Source organism: Serratia sp. SA088 (assembly GCF_049065515.1).
Lineage (GTDB): Bacteria > Pseudomonadota > Gammaproteobacteria > Enterobacterales > Enterobacteriaceae > Serratia > Serratia nematodiphila.
Map to the genome: position 1 here is coordinate 137,919 of NZ_JBAKGW010000009.1, position 21,775 is coordinate 159,693.

The window sequence follows — 21,775 nt, forward strand, 5'->3', positions numbered from 1 at the left end:
TGCAGCGATTCCTTTATCAATGAGCGTTTGTTATCGTTCAGCCGGTAGATCATATCAGTTTGAGAGTGTGCGCGATGAAAGGACGTTGGGGCAAATACCTGCTGGGCGGGTTGATGGTGGCGGTGTTGGCGGGCTGTTCGTCCAAGCCGACCGATCGGGGTCAGCAATATAAGGACGGCCGTCTGGATCAATCGCTGGAGCTGGTCAATCAGCCCAACGCCAAAGGTTCGCCGGTCAACGCCAAGGATTACTCGGATCAGCTGATGGAGATCAAGTACGCGTCGCCTTCGCTGTTTAACCGCAACAACAGCACCTATCAGGCGGTGCAAAGCTGGATGGCGTCCGGCGCCGACACGCGCATGCTGAGCCAGTACGGCCTCAGCGCTTACCAGATGGAAGGCGTCGACAATTACGGCAACGTGCAGTTTACCGGCTACTATACGCCGGTGGTGCAGGCGCGCTATACCCAACAGGGCGAGTTCCGCTATCCGCTGTACCGCATGCCGCCGAAGGGCAGAGGCCGCTTGCCGGATCGCGCGGGCATCTACTCCGGCGCGCTCGACGATCGCTATATCATCGCTTACACCAACTCGCTGATGGACAACTTCATGATGGAAGTCCAGGGCAGCGGTTATGTCGACTACGGCAACGGCCAGCCGCTGGTGTTCTTCGGCTACGGCGGCAAGAACGGCCACGCCTATCGCAGCATCGGCAAGGTGCTGATCGATCGCGGCGAAGTGGCCAAGGCGGACATGTCGATGCAGGCGATCCGTCAGTGGGCGGATACCCACAGCGCCGCAGAGGTGCGTGAGCTGCTGGAGCAGAACCCGTCGTTCGTGTTCTTCCGCCCGGAAGCTTTTGCGCCGGTGAAAGGCGCCAGTGCGGTGCCGCTGATCGCCAAAGCCTCGGTGGCTTCCGACCGTTCGCTGATCCCGGCGGGCACCACGCTGCTGGCCGAAGTGCCGCTGCTGGACAACAAGGGTAAATTCACGGGAAAATACGAGATGCGTCTGATGGTCGCGCTCGACGTGGGCGGCGCCATCAAGGGCCAGCATTTTGACATGTATCAGGGCATCGGGCCGGAAGCCGGCCACTCGGCGGGGTACTACAACCACTACGGCCGCGTCTGGGTGCTGAAGAACAACGGCGGTGGCCAGCTGTTCAGCGCCAATCAGTCAAACGGCGGCGGTTCGTTGTTGGCCACCCGGTAAACGCGCGCGGTGTGAAAAGATTGACCCGCAAGGGCCGGATTTTCCGGCCCTTATCATTTGCATTACGAAGGTAATTAAAGCGTTATGAGCACAGCTTATTCGGAAGCCTATCTGCAGCGTTTCGGCGGCACGGCGCGGTTGTACGGCCAGCAGGCGCTGGCGGTGTTCGCGCAGGCACACGTCTGCGTGATCGGCATCGGCGGCGTGGGTTCCTGGGCGGCTGAGGCGCTGGCGCGCACCGGCATCGGCGCCATCACCCTGATCGACATGGATGATGTCTGCGTCACCAATACCAATCGTCAAATCCACGCATTGCGTCAGCATGTCGGGCAATCCAAAACCGAGGTGATGGCGGAGCGCATCCTGGCGATTAACCCGGAATGCCGGGTGACCTGCATCGATGATTTCATTACCCCGGACAACGTCGCCGAGCTGCTGGACCATAACTTCAGCTATGTCATCGACGCCATCGACAGCGTGCGGCCGAAGGCGGCGCTGCTGTCCTACTGCCGCCGTTTCAAGATCCCTGTGGTGACTACCGGCGGCGCCGGCGGGCAAATAGACCCGACTAAAATCGAAGTGGCCGATCTGGCGAAGACCATTCAGGATCCGCTGGCCGCCAAACTGCGCGAGCGGCTGAAGCACGATTTCAACGTGGTGAAAAACGGCAAGGGCAAGCTGGGCATCGACTGTGTCTTCTCCAGCGAGCCGCTGGTTTATCCGCAGCCGGACGGCTCGGTATGCGCTTCGCGCAGCACGGCGGAAGGGCCGAAAAGAATGGATTGCAGCGCAGGTTTCGGCGCGGCGACCATGGTCACCGCCACCTTCGGCTTCGTCGCCGTGTCGCACGCGCTGAAAAAGATGGTGGCGAAGGCGGCGCGTCAGGCGTAACGGGCGGCGATCGCCTTTACGGCGGCGGCCAACGCCGCCAGGCCGCTGGCGCGGGTGGCGCTCAGCTGCGCGCGCAATGCCAGGCGGTCGAACAGCGCCAGCGGATCCATTGCGGCGATCTGCGGCGGCGTTTTCCCTTCCACTTCGGTCAGCAGCACCGCCAGCAGGCCGCGCACGATGCGGCCTTCGCTGTCGCCATAGAAGTGCAGCGTGCCGTCTTCCAGCAACTGGTGCCCCAGCCAGACGCGGTTTTCACAACCGCTCAATGCCATTTCTTCACTGCGCAAGGCTTCCGGCAGCGGCGGCAGCCGTTTTGCGAGCATAATCAGCTGGCGGTAGCGGTCTTCCCACTGTTTCAGCGCGCTGAAGGTGGCGATCAACGCGTCGGCGGTGACCTCTCGGCCAAAAGGATGGGGGGCGAGCATAGCGTCTCCGGGAGTCAAGTCAGTCGGCCAGCAGATCGAGGGCGTGAGTTAACGCGCTGACCAGCGTATCGACGTCCTGTTGAGTATTGTAGGGAGCGAACGACGCGCGCAGCGTGCCGCTGACGCCTAACGCCGCCATCAACGGCTGCGCACAGTGCTGGCCGGCGCGCAGCGCAATGCCTTGCTCCGCCAGCAGCGTGATGATGTCGCTGTGGTGTACGCCGGCGATATCGAACGCCAGCAGGCTGGAACCGGAACTGCGGAAGCTGCGAAAGCCCGGCAGCTGCGCCAACCTCTGTTCCGCCCGGTCCGCCAGCTCGCGGCTGTAGCGCTCCGCCGCCGCCATATCCTGTTCGCTGAGCCAGGTGAGCGCAGCGGCCAATCCCAGCACGCCGGCGATGTTTGGCGTGCCGGCCTCGAAGCAGTGCGGCGGCTTTTGCGGGGTAAAGCCGTCGAACGACGCCTGGGTCAGCATCTTTCCCCCTCCTTGCCACGGCGCCATCTGCGCCAGCAGCTCGGCTTTGCCGTACAGCGCGCCGATGCCGGTCGGGCCATACAGCTTGTGGCCGGAGAAGGCGTAGAAATCGATGTCGAGCCGCTGTACGTCGGCCGGGCTGTGCACCACGCCCTGGGCGCCGTCGATCATTACACGCGCGCCGGCGGCATGGGCCAGCGCGATAGCCGGCGCCAGATCCGGGCAGCCGCCGGTGACGTTGGACATTTGTCCCAGCGCCAACAGGCGGGTTTTGTCATTGAGCAGGGCGGGCAGCTGCGTCAGGTCCGGCAGCCGGTCGGCGCCGATCGGCAGTTTCACCACCCGCGCGCCGGTTTGCTCCGCCACCATCAGCCAGGGGATCAGGTTGGCGTGGTGTTCCGCTTCGCTCACCAGAATTTCATCCCCCGGCTGCAGACGCGGGCGCAGGTAGCTCTGCGCTACCAGGTTGATCGCCTCGGTGGTGCCGCGCGTCCAGACGATGTCGTCGGCCGACGGCGCATGGATCAGTTGCGCGACCTGGCCGCGCGCCAGCTCGAAGCGGGCGGTCAGATCCTGCGCTGCCCGATGCTGGCTGCGGTGCACGGTGGCGGCGTCATCGCGATAAAATTGCTGTGTGGCGTCGATCACCGCCTGCGGTTTCAACGCGGTGGCGGCGCTGTCCAGATAGATACCGTCCTGCGCGAGCGCGGGAAACTGTTGGCGAAAAAGGCTGGGGTTAAAAGGCGTCATACCCTGATTGTCACTGGCTTGAGTCGATGGGTGATCCTGTCCTATTTTGCCGCCGGAGACAAGCGATCCTGCCTATTAGGACTTATCGCCTGGCAAAACTGAGAAAGTTTGTTATGCTATTAAATGTGCGCTTATTAATCGCATTTATACACATAAAAGGTATTTATCAGCATTTAAAACTACAAAGGAGTCCTCAATGAAGAAAACAGCCGCAGTTCTCTCTGCCCTGATGCTTACGTTCACCCTGGCCGCCTGTTCCAGCAACTACGTGATGCATACCAATGACGGACGCACCATTGTTGCTGACGGCAAGCCTAAAGTGGATAACGATACCGGCATGATCAGCTATAAAGACGCCAACGGCGTCGAGCAACAGATCAACCGCGCCGATGTGAAAGAAATGGTTGAAAGCGACCAATAAGCGTCAGGCAAAAAAAAGCACCGCAAGTTTTGCGGTGCTGCATAAAATCACTATGGACAGACAGGGTAAATGTACAGGAAGTGAAAAAACAGTAGCCTAGCTACCATGTCCGGAATCGCCGGACAATTTGCAAACACAACATCACAACCACAAGCCAAAAGTTCATCGGCGTCCTCGACACCCACTCCCTTTTCGTTCCGGCCCGGGAAGTGCCGCCACTATAGGTATTTGCTGGCGCATCCTCAACGGACAAATTATAATGGCTCGGATAAAAAAAACTAATGGCAATACGCCGTTAGCGTTTACCGATGGCTTGCCACGCAAAGCCGCCCGATTTTCGGCGCCGAATCATTCGGATTAATGTTACACAAAAGTAGCTAATTTAATGTCTAAACGCTTACCTCCCCTCAATGCGCTGCGCGTGTTCGATGCGGCCGCTCGCCACCTGAGTTTCACCAAGGCGGCGGAAGAGCTGTTCGTGACCCAGGCCGCGGTGAGCCACCAGATCAAGTCGCTGGAGGACTTCCTCGGGCTGAAGCTGTTTCGTCGGCGCAACCGCTCGCTGCTGCTGACCGAAGAGGGGCAAAGTTACTACCTCGATATCAAGGAGATCTTCTCTTCGATCAACGAGGCGACGCGCAAGCTGCAGGCGCGCAGCGCCAAGGGGGCATTGACCGTCAGTCTGCCGCCGAGCTTCGCCATTCAGTGGCTGGTGCCGCGCCTTTCCGGCTTTAACTCAGCTTATCCGGGGATCGATGTGCGCATCCAGGCGGTGGACCGCGAAGAAGACAAGCTGGCGGACGACGTCGATGTGGCGATTTTCTACGGCCGCGGCAATTGGCCGGGGCTGCGCGCCGAGCGCCTGTATGCGGAATATCTGCTGCCGGTTTGTTCGCCGAGCCTGCTGACCGGCGATCATCAGCTGAAAACCGCAGACGATCTGGCTTATCATACGTTGCTGCATGACGTTTCACGCCGCGACTGGCTGGCCTATACGCGCCAGCTGGGGTTGCAACACATCAACGTGCAGCAGGGGCCGATCTTCAGCCACAGCGCCATGGTGGTGCAGGCGGCGGTGCACGGCCAGGGTGTGGCGCTGGTGAATAACGTGATGGCGCAAACCGAGATCGAAGCCGGTCGCCTGGTGTGCCCGTTCAACGATGTGTTGGTCAGTAAAAACGCTTTTTATCTGGTATGTCATGACAGCCAGGCAGAACTGGGTAAAATAGCCGCCTTCCGGCAGTGGATCCTGGCGCGCGCCGCCAGCGAACAAGAGAAGTTCCGCTTCCGCTACGAACAATAAGGCCGGCCGCCGCCTTGCCGCGGCCGGTGATTTTTAATGGGATAGATCACGATGAGCAGCCGTTCCATGCTGGTTTTCGCCGCTATCAGCGGCTTTGTGTTTGTCGCGTTGGGCGCATTCGGCGCGCATGTGTTAAGCGGCACGCTGGGCGCCAACGAAATGGCCTGGATCCGCACCGGGCTGGAATATCAGGGGTTCCACACCCTGGCCATCCTGGCGCTGGCGGTCGCAATGCAGCGCCGCGTGAGCCTGTGGTTTTACTGGAGCGGAGCGCTGTTGGCGTTCGGCACCGTGTTGTTCAGCGGCAGCCTCTATTGCCTGGCGCTGTCGCACCTGAAGGTCTGGGTATATATCACGCCGGTTGGCGGCGTGTGCTTCTTGATCGGCTGGATATTGATGTTGATTGGCGCTTTGCGTCTGAGGAAAAAGGCCGAGCGCCATGAATAAGATTGCGTTGTACTGCCGCCCCGGCTTCGAAAAAGAGTGTGCGGCGGAGATCACCGATAAAGCCGCCCAGCTGGAGATTTACGGCTTTGCGCGGGTAAAAGAGCACAGCGGTTACGTGTTGTTCGAATGCTATCAGCCGGACGATGCCGACCGTTTGGCGCGGGAAATTCCGTTCCGCGAACTGATTTTCGCCCGCCAGATGATCGTGGTGGGGGAGTTGCTGCGCGATCTGCCGCCGGAAGATCGGGTATCGCCGATCGTCGGCATGTTGATCGGCGTGGTCGATCGCGGCGGCGAGCTGCGGGTGGAAGTGCCGGACACCAACGAAAGCAAAGAGCTGATGAAGTTCTGCCGCAAGCTGACGGTGCCGCTGCGCGCCGCGATGCGCGAGCAGAAGGTGCTGATGGCGCGCGAGAACCCGACTCGCCCGGTGGTGCATGTATTTTTCATCGCGCCGGGCTGCTGCTACGTCGGTTATTCCTACAGCAACAACAACTCACCGTTCTATATGGGCATTCCGCGTCTGCGTTTCCCGGCCGATGCGCCGAGCCGCTCGACGCTGAAGCTGGAAGAAGCGTTCCACGTGTTCATCCCCGCCGACGAGTGGGACGAGCGCCTGGCCAGCGGCATGCACGCAGTCGATCTGGGGGCCTGCCCGGGCGGCTGGACCTATCAGCTGGTGAAACGCAGCATGATGGTGCATTCGGTGGATAACGGCCCGATGGCGCCGAGCCTGATGGAAACCGGCCAGGTGACGCACCACCGCGCAGACGGCTTCAAGTTTGAGCCGAACAGCAGCAAGATCTACTGGCTGGTGTGCGACATGGTGGAGAAACCGGCGAAGGTGACCAGCCTGATGATTCAGTGGCTGGTGAAAGGCTGGTGCCGTGAAGCGATCTTTAACCTCAAGCTGCCGATGAAAAAGCGCTACGAGGAAGTGTCGCAAAACCTGATGAGCATCCGCGAAGCGTTGGGCGCCGCAGGCATCAGCGCTGAAGTGCACGCCAAGCAGCTGTATCACGATCGCGAAGAGATCACCGTACACGTGCGCCGCATGTGGTCGGCGGTGCCGGGCCGCCGCGACGAGCGCGATTAACCGCGTGAAGCCTTGATGAAGGGCGCTGCTTGCAGCGCCCTTATTGTATCGGCAGACGCAGCTGCTGCAGGTTGCCGTCCAGCGACAGATCGGTGCGCAGCGTGGCGACTTGTTTGCTGACGTAGGCCAGCTCGCGGTGCTGCTCCAGCTTACCGCGCCATTTTTCCGGCACCTGCCCCAGGTGCTGATAAAGCCCGTCCAGACTGCCCGACTGCTGCAGCAGCAGCACGGCGGTTTTCGGTCCGATGCCGGCCACGCCGGGGATCTTGCTGCTGCCGATCCCCGCCAACCCCCAGTAGTCCGGCAGCTGCTGCGGCTGCACGCCAAACTCCTGTTGCACGAAAGGCATATCCAGCCAGCGTTTCTGGAAGTAATCGCGAATTTGTACGTTCGGCGCCAGCAGTTGGCAATAGCCTTTGTCGGTGGAGACGATGGTCACCTGGTGGCCGCCGCCGGCGACCTTCGCCGCCAGCGTGGCCGCCAGATCGTCCGCCTCATTGCCGGGCGAATGCCAGCTGGCGACGCCCAACTCGGCGAAGGCCTCGCGCAGCTGCGGCATCTCCTGCTGCAGGTTTTCCGGCATCGGCGAGCGCCCGGCCTTGTAGTCCGGCAGAATTTGGTGGCGCCAGCTGTCGCTGCGGTCGTCCTCGTCGAATACCGCCACCGCGTGGGTCGGGCGGCTGTGCTGGAGCAACTGCTGCAGCGCGTGGCGGCAGGCGTTGACGCAAGGGGAGCCCTGCACGGCGTGAATGCGGCGGATGAGGTTCAGGGCGTCGACAATCAGTAGGTGTATCATCATGGGCGGTAAGGTCAGAAAAAACAGGGCGGCCGTTACGCCGCCCGGGATTGAGGGTCAGGCGACGATTTCGTAGCAGGGCACATAGGCGCTGCCCGGCAGCTTCATGCGGTGCTGGGCGACAAAGCCCTGCAGCAGGCTGTCCATCTGCTTCATCATTTGCGGTTCGCCGTGCAGCTTGTACGGGCCGAACTGCTCAATGGCGTGGATGCCGTTTTCCTTCACGTTGCCAGCCACGATGCCGGAGAAGGCGCGGCGCAGCGCGGCGGCCAATTGCTCCGGCGGCTGGTTCGGATACAGGTTGAGGTTCGCCATGTTCTCGTGGGTCGGCTCGAACGGCAGCTGCAGATCCGGCGCGATGCGGATCGACCAGTTAAAGCTGTAGGCATCGCCGGTGTTGCGGCGGTTTTCCTTCACCAGCGGCATGGCTTTTTTCATCTGCCGCGCCACTTCCGCCGGATCGTCGATGATGATGGTGTAATGGCGGCGCGCTTCGTCGCCCAGCGTGTTCATGATGAACTCGTCCAGCACGCGGAAGTAGTCGGCGCTCTCTTTCGGCCCGGTCAGGATCAGCGGCAGCACCTGTTCACTGTTCTCCGGGTTCATCAGGATACCCAACAGGTACAGCAGCTCTTCGGCGGTGCCGACGCCGCCCGGGAAGATAATGATGCCATGCGCGATGCGCACGAAGGCTTCCAGGCGTTTTTCGATGTCCGGCATGATCACCAGCTCGTTCACCAGCGGGTTAGGCGGCTCGGCGGCGATGATCGAAGGCTCGGTCATGCCGATAAAGCGGCTGTTGCGGTAACGCTGCTGCGCGTGACCGACCGCCGCGCCTTTCATCGGCGCTTCCATGGCGCCCGGCCCGCAGCCGGTGCAGATGTTGAGCTCGCGCAGGCCCAGCTGGCTGCCGACCTTGCGCGCGTACAGATATTCGTTCTCGTTGATCGAGTGCCCGCCCCAGCACACCACCATGTTGGGATCTTCATCCAGATGCAGCGTGCGCGCATTGCGCAGGATCGAAAATACCAGGTTGGTGATGTGGGCCGAGTTTTCCAGGTTCAGGTGCTGGAAACGGCCGGCGCTGGCGATTTGGCCGTGCACGAACAGGATGTCGCGCAGCACGGCGAACAGGTTGGCCTGCAGCGAACGGATGATGCGGCCGTCGACGAACGCCTCTTCCGGCGGGTTGACCAGCTCCAGCTTCACCCCGCGCTCGCGGCGCAGCACGTTGATGTCGAAGGTTTCATAGCGCGACAGCAGCTGTTTGCTGTTGTCGGTTTGGCTGCCGGAGTTCAACACGGCCAACGAACAGTTGCGGAACAGGCGGTACAGGTCGCTGCTGGCGGTGCGCTTCAGCATATCTACTTCCAGCTGCGACAATAAATCCATAGAGCCAAGCGGGCTGATGTGTGTAATCAAGGTAACTCCTTTGCACCCGGTGCGGGGCGGTAGTAATCCATACGCAGCAAAACAGCATCTCGTTATGGTTGGCGTGCTGCGGCGCAGCGGGCGCTCTGCCCGGCCGCAGCCTCGTTTTAACCTTACCGCCGTCCCTGGGCTTTTACCAACATAAACCGCTCGTTAGCTCAGTTGTTGAGCAATGTTTCGCACTTATTGGCGCGCCAGGCGGCCGTGCGCGGGAGCGAATACGACGTTGCTGCGCCACGGGTTGATGTCCAGCCCGCCGCGGCGGGTGTAGCGGGCGTAAACCGTCAGGCTTTGCGGCCGGCAGTAGCGCATCAGATCGTTGAAGATGCGCTCGACACACTGCTCGTGGAATTCGTTGTGGTGGCGGAAGGAGACCAGGTAGCGCAGCAGCGCTTCGCGATCGATCTTGCCGCCGCGGTAGCTTATCTGCACCGAGCCCCAGTCCGGTTGATGGGTGATCAGGCAGTTGGACTTCAGCAGGTGGCTGACCAATTGCTCTTCCACCACCTCTTCACCGGCGGCGTTCAGCAGGTAGTCGGCGTTGAACTCATAATTGTCGATGCGGATATCCTGCTGGTCGATGCAGTCGCCGGCCAGACGGGCGATCGGTGTGCCTTCCAGCTGCTCGACGCTGAACAGGGTGACGCTTACCTCGCCCTGGGCACAGGCAGACAGATCGCGCTGCAGGGTGCTGCGCACCGTTTCCCAATCGGCGAACGGGGTTTGGTTGAAGCTGTTGAGATACAGTTTGAAGCTTTTCGATTCGATCAGGTTCAGGCTGTCGGCGTTGAGGCTGATCTCGCCGACCGCCACCTGCGGCAGCCCGTTGGCGTTCAGCCAGGAGAGTTCGTACAGCGTCCAGATATCCGCGCCGTGAAAGGGCAGGTTGTCGGGATACAGCCCCAGCGGCTCGCGGTTCATGCTGCGCGGCACCGCCTGCAGCAACGTGGCGTCGTAGCGATCGCGGTAGGCGGTGGGTTTGCCCAGCGTCAGCCCTGACAGGGCCTGGTGGTCTTGATAGGAGGACATCTGCTGTCACCTCGCTCAGAGATAGGTACAATGGCCATCAGTTTAACGTATGCGAGAAAGAATATGGACCATGATGTATCGCACGCTCTGCGTGAATTCACTCAACGCTATGTCGAGTTGTGGCAGCAAGCGCGCGGCCACGCGCCGGCCAGCCAGGCGTTGTACGGCGTGCCGTCGCCCTGCATCGTGGAGAATCGCGAGGACGAGGTGTTGTGGTTGCCGCAGCCTTTCGAGCCGGCGGCGACGCTGGAGAAGGTAGAAGCCGCGCTGGAGCTGCGTTTGCAGCCGGATGCGCACCGTTTTTACACGCAGCAATACGCGGGCGACATGAGCGCGCAATTTGGGGAGCATCGCCTGAGCCTGCTGCAGGTCTGGAGCGAGGAGGATTTTATCCGCCTGCAGGAGAACCTGATCGGTCATCTGGTGACGCAAAAACGTCTCAAACTGTCGCCAACGCTGTTCCTGGCGACCACCGAATCTGAGATGACGATGGTGTCGCTGTGCAACGTTAGCGGCAACGTGGTGCTGGAACAATTCGGCAGCGATAAGCGCACCTTGTTGGCGGCGACGCTGGGGAATTTCCTCGATGCGCTGCGCCCGGTGCTGGACTGAAGCGCGGCGGATTCGCCGTCGCCCGTGTAAGAGATCTCTCACACGGGGTGTGAGAGATCGCTCTTAATTTTTCCCACCTTTTTCCAGACTATGAGATTATTGTTATCCAGATCAATTGGTTAGAATTTCTTTAGGATAACTCTTAGGCTTAATTTAGTGTGAGACGCCTCCCAAACCCTTGTGATTCCGGGGAATTTAAGCGATCTTATCGTTACCGGAACGGAACCGGCGGAGCAGGAAAGCATCAGGATGATGCAGCTTCAGGACGAAGAAAGGGATGCGCTCAGGCAAGAGCGAAGGATGGCGTCAGGAGATGCCCAGGATGTTTCAGGATAGAAACCAGGGACACCTCCAGGACGGAGATTGAGAGCCGGCACAGGACTGTCGGCGGGTCAGGAAGGCTGAGGAACCGCGTCAGGACGATGCTGCAGGATGATGCAAGGACCACTTGGTCAGGATGGCCGCAGGAAAAGTTTTCAAGGATTGAGCAGGGAGCACGCTGTGTAGCGGGATGGCTATAAAACGAACCGGGGGCACTGTTAACGCAGTGCCCCCAACTTTTTGTTCTATCCCGCCGTGCGTGCTTCTCTGCTTAATCCATCGCCAGCGTTAACCAATCGCGCCCAGCGTATCGCCTGCGCCCTGTTTTTTCGGCAGCAGGAACAGCGTGGCGTAGATATCCAGCAGGTAAATCGCCGCCAGCAGGCTGATAGCGGCGGTGAACGACACCTGCGTCACCAGCGCGCCGATCACCAATGGCCCCAGGCCGCCGACGCCGCGCCCGAGATTGAACAAGATGTTTTGCGCGGTGGCGCGCGCCTGTACCGGGTAAGTATCGGAAATCAACGCGCCGTAGCCGCCTATCATGCCGTTAACGAACATGCCCATCACGGCGCCGGCGAACAACATCAGCATCGGGTCGCTCAACTGGGCGTAGCCGATCACCATCACCACCGCGCCGACCTGATACAGCACGAAAATCTTCCAGCGGGCGAAGCGGTCGGCCAGCACGCCAAACAGCCAGATGCCGAACGTCATGCCCACGACCGTCACCGCCGTCCACAGGCCGGACTTGGTGAGCGAGAAACCAAAGTTTTTCGCCAGGTAAGTCGGCATCCAGATCATCAGCCCGTAGTAACCGAAGTTCTGCACCGAACAGAGAATGAAGATGCCGATGCTGGCCTTGCCGGTGGCGCGATCCTTAAACAGCAGGCGCAAACGCTGCAGGAAGGAAAGCGGCTGCCCGGCGTCTTTCTGCCGCACGAATTCCTCCGGTTCGCCCAGCGTGCGGCGGATCAGAAATGACGCCAGCGCCGGCAGCAGGCCGACCAGGAACATGCCGCGCCAGCCGATGTGTTCCAGCAGCAGCGGCGTCAGGAAAGCGGCCGCCAGCACCCCCAACTGCCAGCCCATGCCGACGTAAGCCGAAGCGCGGTTGCGCTTCTCCGCCGGCCAGGCTTCGGCGATCAGCGCCATGCCGATGCCGAACTCGCCACCCAGCCCGATGCCCGCCAGGGTGCGATAGGCCAGCAGATCCCAATAGCCTTGCGCCACGGCGCACAGGCCGGTGAACAGGGAAAACATCAGGATGGTGATCGTGAGTACCCGGATACGGCCGAAACGATCGCTGAGGTGGCCGAAGATCACGCCGCCCAGCACCGCGCCGATCAGCGTCCAGGTGACCAGCGAACCGGCGGCCGATGAGGATAATCCCAATTCGATGCTGATGGCCGGCAGCATAAAGCCGAGGATCAGCAGGTCAAACCCGTCCATGGCATAACCGGTGACCGAGGCCAACATGGCCTTACCGGGCGTCGCGTGGTTTTTTTTCTCTGTTATTACGGACATGAATCTTTATCTGTGTGGTGAATTCGGTGGGCCTATTGTGCCGCGCGACGGCGAACGTCACCAGATAAAAACGGCGAGCTGTCTCAGGCGCGCCGAATTTGGACTATAAAAATGCTATGCTTTGCCGCCTTTCAGCCAGAGCGCTGAATACCATGATGAAAAGAGATCGGGAATGCAGATGAGTATACATAACCAGGTGCGCCGCAGTTTGCAGGCGATTGAACAATCCATGCGCGATCTGGCGCTGTGGCAGGCCGCGCCCCCTGAGCATGAGGCTTTCTCCAGCACCGAGCCGTTCTGCATCGACAGCATGTCGGCCGAAGCCTGGCTGCAGTGGGTGTTCTTGCCGCGCATGTATGCGTTGTTGGACGCCGAAGCGCCGTTGCCGACGCGCTTCGCCATCACGCCTTATTTCGAAGAGGCGTTGAAAGATCGTGAACCGAGCAGTCTGCCGCTGCTGGTGCTGCTGCAACAGCTGGATTTGATGTTGAATAAAGAGCCGTAATGCGCTGGCGGCGCGCAGATTTTTGCCGCCCGGCAGTGTAGAGTACTCGCGCGGATGCCGGGCAGGAGAGCCGACGGCGTCTTTCGGCTCGGTTTAACCGCGGCGGTTGACCGGGAGCTGCATTAGGATGATGAGGTGCTGCAATAATGGATTTATTAAGGTTTATCCTGCGTTTGCCTTTTACCCTGGTTAAGGGCGTTTGTCGCCTGCTGGGCGGGGCGTTGTCGCTGTTGGGGCGGTTGCTGAGACCGCTGGTCGGCAACCTCAGCTGGCGTGCGCCGGCCTGGTGGGCTGTGCTGCCGCGCGGTTTTTTGCGGCTGGAAAGCGGCGTGGATAAACACCCGAAAGCGGTCGGTCTGAGCCTGCTGCTGCTGGCAGGCGTTGCGGGCGGCGCATTTTACGGTTGGCACTGGTGGCAAAACCGGCCCCAACCGATTGAACCGGCGCCGATGGTGGTTCAGGAGATCAACGCCGAGTTGTCCAACCCCGAGCCGATAGACTACGCCGCCGCCCGGCAGGCGCCGCAAACGGTGAGCCTGACCTTCAGCGGCTCGGCTGCGCCGATAACCGCGGCGGGCAAAACCGTGAGCGCCGGCATCACTCTGAAACCGTCGGCGGAAGGGCAGTGGGCATGGAGCAATGAGTCGACACTGGTGTTCACGGCGAAAAAGCCGCTGCCGATGGGCGCGAAATATGAGGTGACCCTTGAACCCGCCACGTTGCTGGCGCCGCAGGTCAAGCTAGTCAAAACCCGTTATGCCTTCACCGTGCCCGCGTTCGATTACCGCCTGGGGCAGGCCGAGTATTACCGCGATCCGCAAAATGCGCAAAAACGCAGCGCGATCTTCAATTTGCAGTTCAACGCGCCGGTTGACGTCGGCAGCTTTGAAAAACAGATTTCGCTGGGATTGAAAGAAGGCAGCGCCACCTCCGAGAAAAAGCTGAATTTCTCTCTGGTCTATGACGAGAAAAAACTGAACGCCTGGGTGCATTCCGAGCCGCTGCAGGCGCTGGATCAGGGCGGGGCAGTGCATCTGACCGTCGGCAAGGGCGTTAAATCGACGGCGGCCGGCAATACGGTCGAAGAGGCGAAAAGCAACTGGGTCAAAGTACCGACGCTGTACAGCCTGGCGCTGAGCGACGCCAGCGCCCAGGTGGTGGATACCGACGGCGGCCAAGGGCAGCGTGCCCTGGTGGTCGGTTTCAGCGATGCGGTGAAGGATAAAGAGCTGGCGCGGGCCGCGAAAGCCTGGCTGCTGCCGCAGCACGATCCGAGCGATGCCGAGGCCGCCAGCGATGCCGACGATTTCTATCAATGGACGATCGACAGCGTCGGTAAAAACGTGCTGGCGCAGGCGACGTCGCTGCCGTTGACGCTTAACGAGGCGGAAGAGGCCTACCAACCGCAGTTCAGCTTCCGTTTCGACGCCCCGGCGCACCGCTTTGTGCTGCTCGAGATCGATAACCAGCTGGTTTCCGCCGGCGGTTACAAAATGCCGAAGAAGGTTTACCGCGTGGTCGAAGTGCCGGAGTTCCCGAAATCGCTGCAGTTCATGTCGCAGGGCTCGCTGCTGTCGGTCAACGGCGACAAGCAGATCAGCGTGGCGGCGCGCAACGTGGCGGGCCTGCGGCTGGACATCAAGCGGGTGATCCCGAGCCAGCTGCAGCACATCGTCTCCTTCAAAAGCCGGGAATACTCCTCCACGGAATTCAACCGGCTCAACGACGAATATTTCACCGAGCATTTCAAATACCAGACGGCGCTCAACAACGAGCGGCCGGGGGACGTGAACTATCAGGGCATCGATCTTTCCCGCTATCTCTCCACCAACGCCAGTTCCCATCGCGGGGTGTTCCTGCTGACGCTGTCTGAATGGCAGCCGAACCGAAAACCGGCGGCGGAAGAGGCGGGCACCGAGCAGGATCAGGAACAGGACGAGAGCGAAGGAGAAGAGCAGCCCGACGTCGGCGATTCGCGCTTTGTGGTGGTGACCGATCTGGGCATCGTCGCCAAGAGCTCGCAGGACAAAACGCGCGACGTCTTTGTGCAGTCGATCCAAAGCGGCGCGCCGGTCAGCGGCGCCACCGTGTCGGTGGTGGCCAAAAACGGCGTGACGCTGCTCAGCCAAACCACCGGCGCCGATGGGCACGTGCGTTTCCCGGCGCTGGATGTGTACACCAACGAGCGCCAGCCGGTGATGTTCCTGGTGGAGAAAGAAGGGGATGTCTCCTTCCTGCCGACCGGCAGCTATAACGATCGCGGGCTGGATTTCTCGCGCTTCGACGTTGCCGGTGAACAAACGCCGACCGATCCGCGCACGCTCAGCAGCTACCTGTTCTCCGATCGCGGCGTTTATCGGCCGGGGGATACCTTTAACATAGGCCTGATCACCCGCGCCGCCGACTGGGGCGTTGGCCTGGCCGGCGTGCCGGTGCGCGCCGAAATCCGCGATCCGCGCGATAAGCTGATGTCCACCGTGCCGCTGACGCTGGGCGCCAGCGGTTTCAACGAACTGAGCTATACCACCGATGAAAATTCGCCTACCGGCGAGTGGAACGTCTATCTGTATCTGATCGGCAAAAATAACGACACCTCCACGCTGCTCGGCCATACCGCAGTCAATGTGAAGGAGTTCGAACCGGATCAGCTGAAAGTGAAGCTGGCGTTGACGCCTGACCGCCAGCAAGGCTGGGTAAAACCGTCCGAGCTGAAGGCCAGCATCGATGTGCAGAACCTGTTCGGCACCCCGGCGCAGGATCGCCGCGTGACCACCAGGCTGACGCTGCGGCCGATGTATCCGAGCTTCGATCGCTTCCCGGATTATGCGTTCTATGAAAACCGACAAAACAGCGACGGGTTCGAGACCGAGCTGGAAGATCGCACCACCGATGAGCACGGCGCGGCCGATATTCCGCTCGATCTGAAATCCTACGCCGACGCCACCTATCAGCTGCAATTGCTGTCGGAGGCGTTCGTTGCCGGCGGCGGGCGCTCGGTGGCGGCTACCGCCCGTACGCTGGTTTCGCCTTACGATTACCTGATTGGGGTGAAGGCCGACGGCGATCTGGGCTACATCAACCGTGACGCGGAGCGGCATCTGAACGTGATCGCCATCGATCCGGCCCTGAAACAGATCGCCATGCCGAACCTGAAGCAGGTGTTGATCGAGCAGAAATACATTTCGGTGCTGACCAAACAGGATTCGGGCGTTTACAAATACCAGTCGAAGATGAAGGAAGTGCAGCTGTCGGAACAGCCGCTGGCGCTGAGCGAGCAGGGCGCGGATCTGCGGCTGGCGACCGATAAGCCGGGCGACTTCGTGCTGGTGATTGAAGATGCGCAGGGCAAGACGCTCAATCGCGTCGCCTACAGCGTGGCCGGCAACGCCAACCTGAGCCGTTCGCTGGATCGCAATGCCGAACTGAAGCTGAAACTCAACCAGGCGGAATACCAGCCGGGCGAGGAGATCGAGGTGGCGATCAACGCGCCTTATACCGGCAGCGGCTTGATCACCATTGAAAAGGACAAGGTTTACGCCTGGCAGTGGTTCCACACCGACACCACCAGCTCGGTGCAGACGATCCGCGTGCCGGCCGGCATGGAGGGCAACGGCTACATCAACGTGCAGTTCGTGCGCGACATCAACTCCAGCGAGATCTTCATGAGCCCGCTGAGCTACGGCGTGATGCCGTTCAAGATCAGCACCAAGGCGCGCCAAAACAGCCTCGAGGTGACGGCGCCGGAGGTCATCAAGCCGGGTGAAAACCTGACGATGACGGTCAAGACCGATGCGCCGCAGCAGGTGGCGCTGTTCGCCGTCGATGAGGGCATTCTGCAGGTGGCGCGTTACCGCCTGAAGGATCCGCTGGAGTTCTTCTTCAGCAAGCGCGAACTCAACGTGAGCAGCTCGCAGATCCTCGATCTGATCCTGCCGGAATTCAGCAAGCTGATGGCGCTGACCGCGGCGCCGGGCGGCGATGCGGGCGAAGGGCTGGATCTCAACCTCAACCCGTTCAAGCGCAAGCGCGATAAGCCGGTGGCCTATTGGTCCGGCATTACCGAGGTCAGCGGCGAGAAACAGTTCGTCTATCCGGTGCCGGATTACTTCAACGGCAAGATCCGCGTCATGGCGATTTCGGTGACGCCGGAGAAAATCGGCAAGGCGCAAACCGCCGCCACGGTGCGCGACAGCTTCATCATGACGCCGAATGTGCCGGCGATGGTGGCGCCGGGCGACGAGTTCGACGTCAGCGTGGGCGTCAGCAACAACCTCGAAGGGCTGAACGGCCAGTCGGTGGCCATCAACGTCCTGCTGACGCCGCCGCCGCAGTTGGAGGTGGTGGGCAACGCGACGCAAAGCCTGACGCTGGCGGAAAAACGTGAAGGCGTTATCACCTTCCGCCTGCGCGCCAAAGCCGTGCTGGGTGATGCGCCGCTGGTGTTCGACGCCCGTTACGGCGACCAGGCCAGCCGCCGCACCGTCAGCACCTCGGTACGGCCGGCGGCGCCGTACCGCACCCAGTCGGTGATGGGGCGCATGAGCGGCGGCAGCCAGAACGTCGACGGCCTGCGCCAGATGTTCGACGCCTTCGCGCAACGCCGGGCGGCGGTGTCGAATTCGCCGCTGGTGCTGACCAGCGGGCTGGCGCAATACCTGGCGGATTACCCGTATTACTGTTCCGAGCAGATCGTCAGCCGCTCCATTCCGCTGATGCTGCAGAGCCGTCATCCGGAGATGAAAAGCAGCCTGAGCCAGGCGGAAGTCAGCAAGCAGCTGCGCAATCTGCTGGGCGTGCTGCGCGCCCGTCAGAACGACAGCGGGGCGATCGGCGCCTGGCGTTCGTCGCCGGATGCCGATCCTTTCGTCACGCCTTATGTGGTGCAGTATCTGCTCGAAGCCAAAGCGGCGGGCTACGCCCTGCCGGAAGGCATGCTGGATGAAGCCAACGGCGCGTTGCGCGAGCTGGCGGCCAGCGGATTCGACGATCTGTATCTGCTGCGCCTGCGCAGCTGGGCGGTTTACCTGCTGACGCTGCAGGGCGAAGTGACCACCAACTCGCTGGCGGCGGTGCAGGATACGCTGCAAAAACGCTATGGCGAGGGCTGGAAAACCGATCTGAGCGCGCTGTATCTGGCCTCTTCCTATCGCCTGTTGAAGATGGACGACGAAGCCGCCGCGCTGCTGCAACCGAGCTGGCAGCAACTGAGCAAAGCCTATGACAGCGCCTGGTGGACGCAGAACTATTTCGATCCGCTGGTGCAGGATGCGACGCGGCTGTATCTGATTACCCGTCACTTCCCTGAGAAGGTGACGTCGATTCCGCCGCAGGTGCTGGAGAATATGGTCAAGGCACTGAAAGAAGAGCGTTACACCACCTATTCCTCTGCAATGAGCATCCTGGCGCTGGAAAGCTATTCGGCCCAGGTGGCGGCGCAATCCGCCAATGCGGACGCGTTAGGCATCGTGCAGGTGGGCAAAAGCGGCGGCGACCCGCAGCGCATCAGTGAGCTGCAGGGGCTGTTCGTTCAGGGGCAGTTCAATGCCGATGCCACCGCCGTGCGCTTCACCAACGGCGGCAGCGCGCCGGCCTGGTATGTGGTGACGCAGGCCGGTTACGATCTGAATGCGCCGCAAAAAGCGCTGTCGCGCGGGATTGAGATCGTCCGCGATTACACCGACGAACAGGGCAAGCCGGTGACGCAGGTGACGCTGGGGCAGAAGATCAACGTCCATCTGAAGGTGCGCGCCAACTCGAAAGAGGGGCAGAGCAACCTGGCGATCGTCGATCTGCTGCCGGGCGGGTTCGAAGTGGTGCAGCAGACGCCGCCGGAGCCGGCCGACGCCGGCGAGGAGAGCGACGAGCATGGCGGCTGGCAGTCGCCGCTGGCCGCATCTGGCTCCACCTGGGCGCCGGACTACAGCGATATCCGTGAAGATCGGGTGATCATCTACGGCAGCGCCGGCACTGAGGTGCAGGAGTTCGTTTATCAAATCAAAGCCACCAATACCGGCAGCTTTATTGTTCCACCGGCCTACGGCGAAGCCATGTACGACCGTGAAGTGCAGGCCATGTCGGCCGGCGGCGGCAAGCTGGCGGTGGTGCCGGCGGGCAACGACTAGGCCGTATCCGGCGTCAGGCCAGCGTCTGGCGCCGGAATGTTGAGAACGTATGAAGATCCTGACCGGGCGCGTGCTGCAAAACGGCTTGATGGCGGTGTTTTTACTGGCGCTGCTGTTGACCGCAATTCGGCTGTGGCCGCATCCGCCCCTGTGGCAGGGGTTGCCGCAGTCTTCCGTTTATTACGACAGGCACGGCGCGCTGCTGCGCATTACGCTGGCCAACGACGATCGCTACCGGCTGTGGACCCCGCTGGAGCAAGTGTCGCCGCTGGCGGTGCGCGGATTGCTGCTGCACGAAGATCGCTGGTTCTACTATAACCCCGGCTTTAACCCCGTCAGCCTGATGCGCGGTTTCTGGCGCAGCTATGTCGCCGGCGGCAAAATGCAGGGCGGTTCGACCATCAGCATGCAGCTGGCGCGGATGCGCTGGCATCTCAATACCCGTACGCCGGGCGGCAAGCTGCTGCAGGTGCTGCGTGCGGTGCAGCTGGAACTGAGCTACTCCAAGCGCGATATCCTGGAAGCCTATCTGAATTACGCGCCCTACGGCCGCAACATTGAAAGCATCGGCGCCGCAAGCCTGATCTATTTCGCCAAGTCGCCGCGGGAGTTGACTCTGCCGGAGGCGCTGACGCTGGCGGTGTTGCCGCAGTCACCCAGCTACCGTCTGGAGCCGAAAACCGGCGTGCTCGGCGCCGCATTGACGCAGGCGCGCAACCGTCTGTTCCTGCGCTGGCAACAGGTTTACCCTACCGACGCCAGCCAGCAAACGCTGTTCCGCCTGCCGTTGGCGCTGCGGCAGCCTGAACAAGTGCCCTATATTGCGCCGCACTTTATCGAACAGCTGCGCCTGCAGACGCAGCAACTGGTGCAGCGCGATACCCGCGTCGACACCACGCTGGACGCCGGGCTGCAGCGGCTGGTCGAACGACAGGTCAACGCCTTTATCGCTCGCAACCGCAGCCGCGGTATCCAAAACGCCGCAGTGCTGCTGGTGGACAGCCGCGATATGGGGGTGCGCGCGCTGGTGGGTTCGGCGGACTATTACAATCGTCCGATTCAGGGGCAGGTGAACGGCACCAACGCCAAGCGTTCGCCGGGATCGACGCTGAAGCCGTTCATCTACGCGCTGGGCATGGAGCAGGGCGTGCTGCATCCGATGACCATTCTTAAAGACGTGCCTTCGTCGTTCGGCGCCTATGCGCCGGAAAACTTCGACCGGCGCTTTCTCGGCCCGGTGACCGCCACCGACGCGCTGAACTTCAGCCGCAATATTCCGGCGGTCTATATCGCCTCGCAGCTGCGTCAGCCAACCTTTTATCAGTTCTTGCGCCTGACCGGCGTCGCCAATATGGCCAACGAGAGCCACTACGGGCTGTCGCTGGTGTTGGGCGGCGGCGAGGTAACGGCGCAGGAATTGGCGAAGCTGTATGCGCTGCTGGCGAACCGCGGTGAGCTGCGGCCGCTGCGCATGCAGCTGAACCAGGCCGAATCGACGCCGGTGCGGCTGTTGAGCGAGGAGGCCAGTTTCATCACGCTGGATATGCTGCGCCAGCACCGGCGGCCGGGCGATACGCTGGCGCAGCGTTCTTCGTCGCTGCCGGTGTACTGGAAGACCGGCACCTCCTGGGGCTTTCGCGACGCCTGGAGCGTCGGGATTTTCGGCTCTTATGTGCTGGTGGTGTGGGAAGGCAACTTCGATGGGCGAGGCAACAATGCGTTGGTCGGCGCCGAAGCCGCCGCGCCGCTGTTTTTCAACATCATCGACAGCGTCAACGCCAGCTATCCCGGCCTGCGGGAACCGAAGCACCCGTTCCCCCAACGGCTGCGGCGGGTGGACATCTGTCTCGCCAGCGGCGATCTGCCGACGCCGTGGTGCCAGCAAAAGGGCAAGACCTGGTTCATTCCCGGCAAGTCGCCGATCAAGGTCGACAGCGTTTACCGGCCGGTGGTGCTGGATATTCACAGCGGTGAGGTCGTTTGCCCGCCGTATGATGCGGCGCAGACCCGCACCGAAATCTTTGAGTTCTGGCCTTCCGATCTGGCCAATGTGTTCGCTCAGGCCGGGTTGCCGAAGCGGGCGCCGCCGGTCAATCGCTGCAAGGACAACGGCATCGCCGTCGGCGGCAGCGCGCCGCGCATCACCTCACCGCTGAAGAACACCACCTATACCCTGCGTCAGTCGCAGCAGGGGCGGGATAAAATCGCCTTCAGCGCGGTGACGGACGCCGACAGCAAGACGGTGTACTGGTTCGTCGACGATATCTATCTCGGCAGCAGCGCCAGCAAAAAGCCGATCGACTGGCGGCCGATCAACAACGGGCGCTACCGCATTCGGGCGGTGGACGATCGTGGCCGCGCTGATACGCGCCTGGTGACCATCGAATGGGTGAACTAGCGTTGCGTGTCATGC

At 61.4% G+C, this 21,775-nt stretch carries 16 protein-coding genes; 10 read left to right on the forward strand and 6 right to left on the reverse strand.

The window, feature by feature from the left end; translation table 11 throughout:
- Positions 1-74: 74 nt before the first annotated feature.
- Both mltA and tcdA read left to right on the forward strand, forming a co-directional pair.
- Positions 75-1,211 carry a murein transglycosylase A gene (gene mltA, locus ACOWVD_RS21005; RefSeq protein WP_004931884.1) on the forward strand — a complete coding sequence of 379 codons (1,137 nt, stop codon included), beginning with the start codon at positions 75-77 and terminating at the stop codon, positions 1,209-1,211.
- An 84-nt stretch (positions 1,212-1,295) separates the two neighbouring features.
- Entirely contained in the window at positions 1,296-2,102 is an 807-nt protein-coding gene (tcdA, locus tag ACOWVD_RS21010; protein WP_004931886.1) for a tRNA cyclic N6-threonylcarbamoyladenosine(37) synthase TcdA, read from the forward strand.
- Here tcdA and csdE read toward each other — a convergent pair.
- Together csdE and csdA are read right to left on the reverse strand one after the other, a co-directional pair.
- Positions 2,093-2,527, reverse strand: a complete 435-nt coding sequence (csdE, locus tag ACOWVD_RS21015) for a cysteine desulfurase sulfur acceptor subunit CsdE (RefSeq protein WP_044030600.1) — start codon at positions 2,525-2,527, stop codon at positions 2,093-2,095. The two genes, tcdA and csdE, sit on opposite strands and share 10 nt — an antisense overlap.
- 19 nt (positions 2,528-2,546) lie before the next feature.
- On the reverse strand, positions 2,547-3,752 hold the full coding sequence (gene csdA / locus ACOWVD_RS21020) for a cysteine desulfurase CsdA (protein WP_049241674.1): 1,206 nt from the start codon (positions 3,750-3,752) through the stop codon (positions 2,547-2,549).
- Positions 3,753-3,948: 196 nt separating this feature from the next.
- Here csdA and ACOWVD_RS21025 point away from each other — a divergent pair, with 196 nt between their 5' ends.
- The 4 genes from ACOWVD_RS21025 to rlmM all read left to right on the forward strand — a co-directional run bounded on the left by ACOWVD_RS21025 (position 3,949) and on the right by rlmM (position 7,019).
- The gene (locus tag ACOWVD_RS21025) at positions 3,949-4,173 is read left to right on the forward strand and encodes a YgdI/YgdR family lipoprotein (protein WP_028127531.1); all 225 of its coding nucleotides are present in this window, start codon (positions 3,949-3,951) and stop codon (positions 4,171-4,173) included.
- Between the two features lie 385 nt (positions 4,174-4,558).
- Positions 4,559-5,476, forward strand: coding sequence for a transcriptional regulator GcvA (locus ACOWVD_RS21030; RefSeq protein ID WP_421105768.1), 918 nt, complete (start codon positions 4,559-4,561; stop codon positions 5,474-5,476).
- 51 nt (positions 5,477-5,527) lie between these two features.
- Positions 5,528-5,923: a DUF423 domain-containing protein gene (locus ACOWVD_RS21035; RefSeq protein WP_004931896.1), complete on the forward strand. Its 396-nt coding sequence runs from the start codon at positions 5,528-5,530 to the stop codon at positions 5,921-5,923.
- Complete coding sequence (gene rlmM, locus ACOWVD_RS21040) at positions 5,916-7,019, forward strand: 23S rRNA (cytidine(2498)-2'-O)-methyltransferase RlmM (RefSeq protein WP_004931897.1); 1,104 nt, start codon at positions 5,916-5,918, stop codon at positions 7,017-7,019. The genes ACOWVD_RS21035 and rlmM overlap by 8 nt, the downstream gene beginning before the upstream one ends.
- 40 nt (positions 7,020-7,059) lie before the next feature.
- Here rlmM and xni read toward each other — a convergent pair whose 3' ends face one another.
- The 3 genes from xni to queF all read right to left on the reverse strand — a co-directional run bounded on the left by xni (position 7,060) and on the right by queF (position 10,275).
- Complete coding sequence (gene xni, locus ACOWVD_RS21045) at positions 7,060-7,818, reverse strand: flap endonuclease Xni (RefSeq protein ID WP_049241677.1); 759 nt, start codon at positions 7,816-7,818, stop codon at positions 7,060-7,062.
- Between the two features lie 54 nt (positions 7,819-7,872).
- Positions 7,873-9,237 (reverse strand): nucleotide 5'-monophosphate nucleosidase PpnN, encoded by a 1,365-nt coding sequence (gene ppnN, locus ACOWVD_RS21050; RefSeq protein WP_021505658.1) that lies wholly within the window; start codon positions 9,235-9,237, stop codon positions 7,873-7,875.
- Positions 9,238-9,429: 192 nt separating this feature from the next.
- Positions 9,430-10,275 carry an NADPH-dependent 7-cyano-7-deazaguanine reductase QueF gene (queF, locus tag ACOWVD_RS21055; protein ID WP_004931905.1) on the reverse strand — a complete coding sequence of 282 codons (846 nt, stop codon included), beginning with the start codon at positions 10,273-10,275 and terminating at the stop codon, positions 9,430-9,432.
- Positions 10,276-10,338: 63 nt separating this feature from the next.
- On the opposite strand from queF, the gene syd reads away from it, so the two are divergent.
- Positions 10,339-10,887, forward strand: a complete 549-nt coding sequence (gene syd, locus ACOWVD_RS21060; protein ID WP_004931906.1) for a SecY-interacting protein — start codon at positions 10,339-10,341, stop codon at positions 10,885-10,887.
- Between the two features lie 609 nt (positions 10,888-11,496).
- Here the strand turns inward: syd and ACOWVD_RS21065 are convergent.
- A complete protein-coding gene (locus ACOWVD_RS21065) occupies positions 11,497-12,735 on the reverse strand; it encodes an MFS transporter (protein WP_015378900.1) in 1,239 nt (412 codons plus the stop codon).
- Positions 12,736-12,913: 178 nt separating this feature from the next.
- Between ACOWVD_RS21065 and ACOWVD_RS21070 the strand changes: the two genes are divergently transcribed.
- The 3 genes from ACOWVD_RS21070 (at position 12,914) to pbpC (ending at position 21,760) form a co-directional block, all read left to right on the forward strand.
- Positions 12,914-13,240 carry a YqcC family protein gene (locus ACOWVD_RS21070; protein ID WP_028127529.1) on the forward strand — a complete coding sequence of 109 codons (327 nt, stop codon included), beginning with the start codon at positions 12,914-12,916 and terminating at the stop codon, positions 13,238-13,240.
- Between the two features lie 146 nt (positions 13,241-13,386).
- Positions 13,387-19,362 carry an alpha-2-macroglobulin family protein gene (locus ACOWVD_RS21075; protein ID WP_049241681.1) on the forward strand — a complete coding sequence of 1,992 codons (5,976 nt, stop codon included), beginning with the start codon at positions 13,387-13,389 and terminating at the stop codon, positions 19,360-19,362.
- 49 nt (positions 19,363-19,411) lie between these two features.
- Positions 19,412-21,760 carry a penicillin-binding protein 1C gene (pbpC, locus tag ACOWVD_RS21080; RefSeq protein WP_421105771.1) on the forward strand — a complete coding sequence of 783 codons (2,349 nt, stop codon included), beginning with the start codon at positions 19,412-19,414 and terminating at the stop codon, positions 21,758-21,760.
- Positions 21,761-21,775 lie beyond the last annotated feature (15 nt).

Excerpts from the sequence above, each read along its gene's own strand:
- mltA (WP_004931884.1), top strand. The coding sequence starts at position 75 with ATGAAAGGACGTTGGGGCAAATACCTGCTGGGCGGGTTGATGGTGGCG.
- tcdA (WP_004931886.1), top strand. The coding sequence starts at position 1,296 with ATGAGCACAGCTTATTCGGAAGCCTATCTGCAGCGTTTCGGCGGCACG.
- csdE (WP_044030600.1), bottom strand. The coding sequence starts at position 2,527 with ATGCTCGCCCCCCATCCTTTTGGCCGAGAGGTCACCGCCGACGCGTTG.
- csdA (WP_049241674.1), bottom strand. The coding sequence starts at position 3,752 with ATGACGCCTTTTAACCCCAGCCTTTTTCGCCAACAGTTTCCCGCGCTC.
- ACOWVD_RS21025 (WP_028127531.1), top strand. The coding sequence starts at position 3,949 with ATGAAGAAAACAGCCGCAGTTCTCTCTGCCCTGATGCTTACGTTCACC.
- ACOWVD_RS21030 (WP_421105768.1), top strand. The coding sequence starts at position 4,559 with ATGTCTAAACGCTTACCTCCCCTCAATGCGCTGCGCGTGTTCGATGCG.
- ACOWVD_RS21035 (WP_004931896.1), top strand. The coding sequence starts at position 5,528 with ATGAGCAGCCGTTCCATGCTGGTTTTCGCCGCTATCAGCGGCTTTGTG.
- rlmM (WP_004931897.1), top strand. The coding sequence starts at position 5,916 with ATGAATAAGATTGCGTTGTACTGCCGCCCCGGCTTCGAAAAAGAGTGT.
- xni (WP_049241677.1), bottom strand. The coding sequence starts at position 7,818 with ATGATGATACACCTACTGATTGTCGACGCCCTGAACCTCATCCGCCGC.
- queF (WP_004931905.1), bottom strand. The coding sequence starts at position 10,275 with ATGTCCTCCTATCAAGACCACCAGGCCCTGTCAGGGCTGACGCTGGGC.
- syd (WP_004931906.1), top strand. The coding sequence starts at position 10,339 with ATGGACCATGATGTATCGCACGCTCTGCGTGAATTCACTCAACGCTAT.
- ACOWVD_RS21065 (WP_015378900.1), bottom strand. The coding sequence starts at position 12,735 with ATGTCCGTAATAACAGAGAAAAAAAACCACGCGACGCCCGGTAAGGCC.
- ACOWVD_RS21070 (WP_028127529.1), top strand. The coding sequence starts at position 12,914 with ATGAGTATACATAACCAGGTGCGCCGCAGTTTGCAGGCGATTGAACAA.
- ACOWVD_RS21075 (WP_049241681.1), top strand. The coding sequence starts at position 13,387 with ATGGATTTATTAAGGTTTATCCTGCGTTTGCCTTTTACCCTGGTTAAG.
- pbpC (WP_421105771.1), top strand. The coding sequence starts at position 19,412 with ATGAAGATCCTGACCGGGCGCGTGCTGCAAAACGGCTTGATGGCGGTG.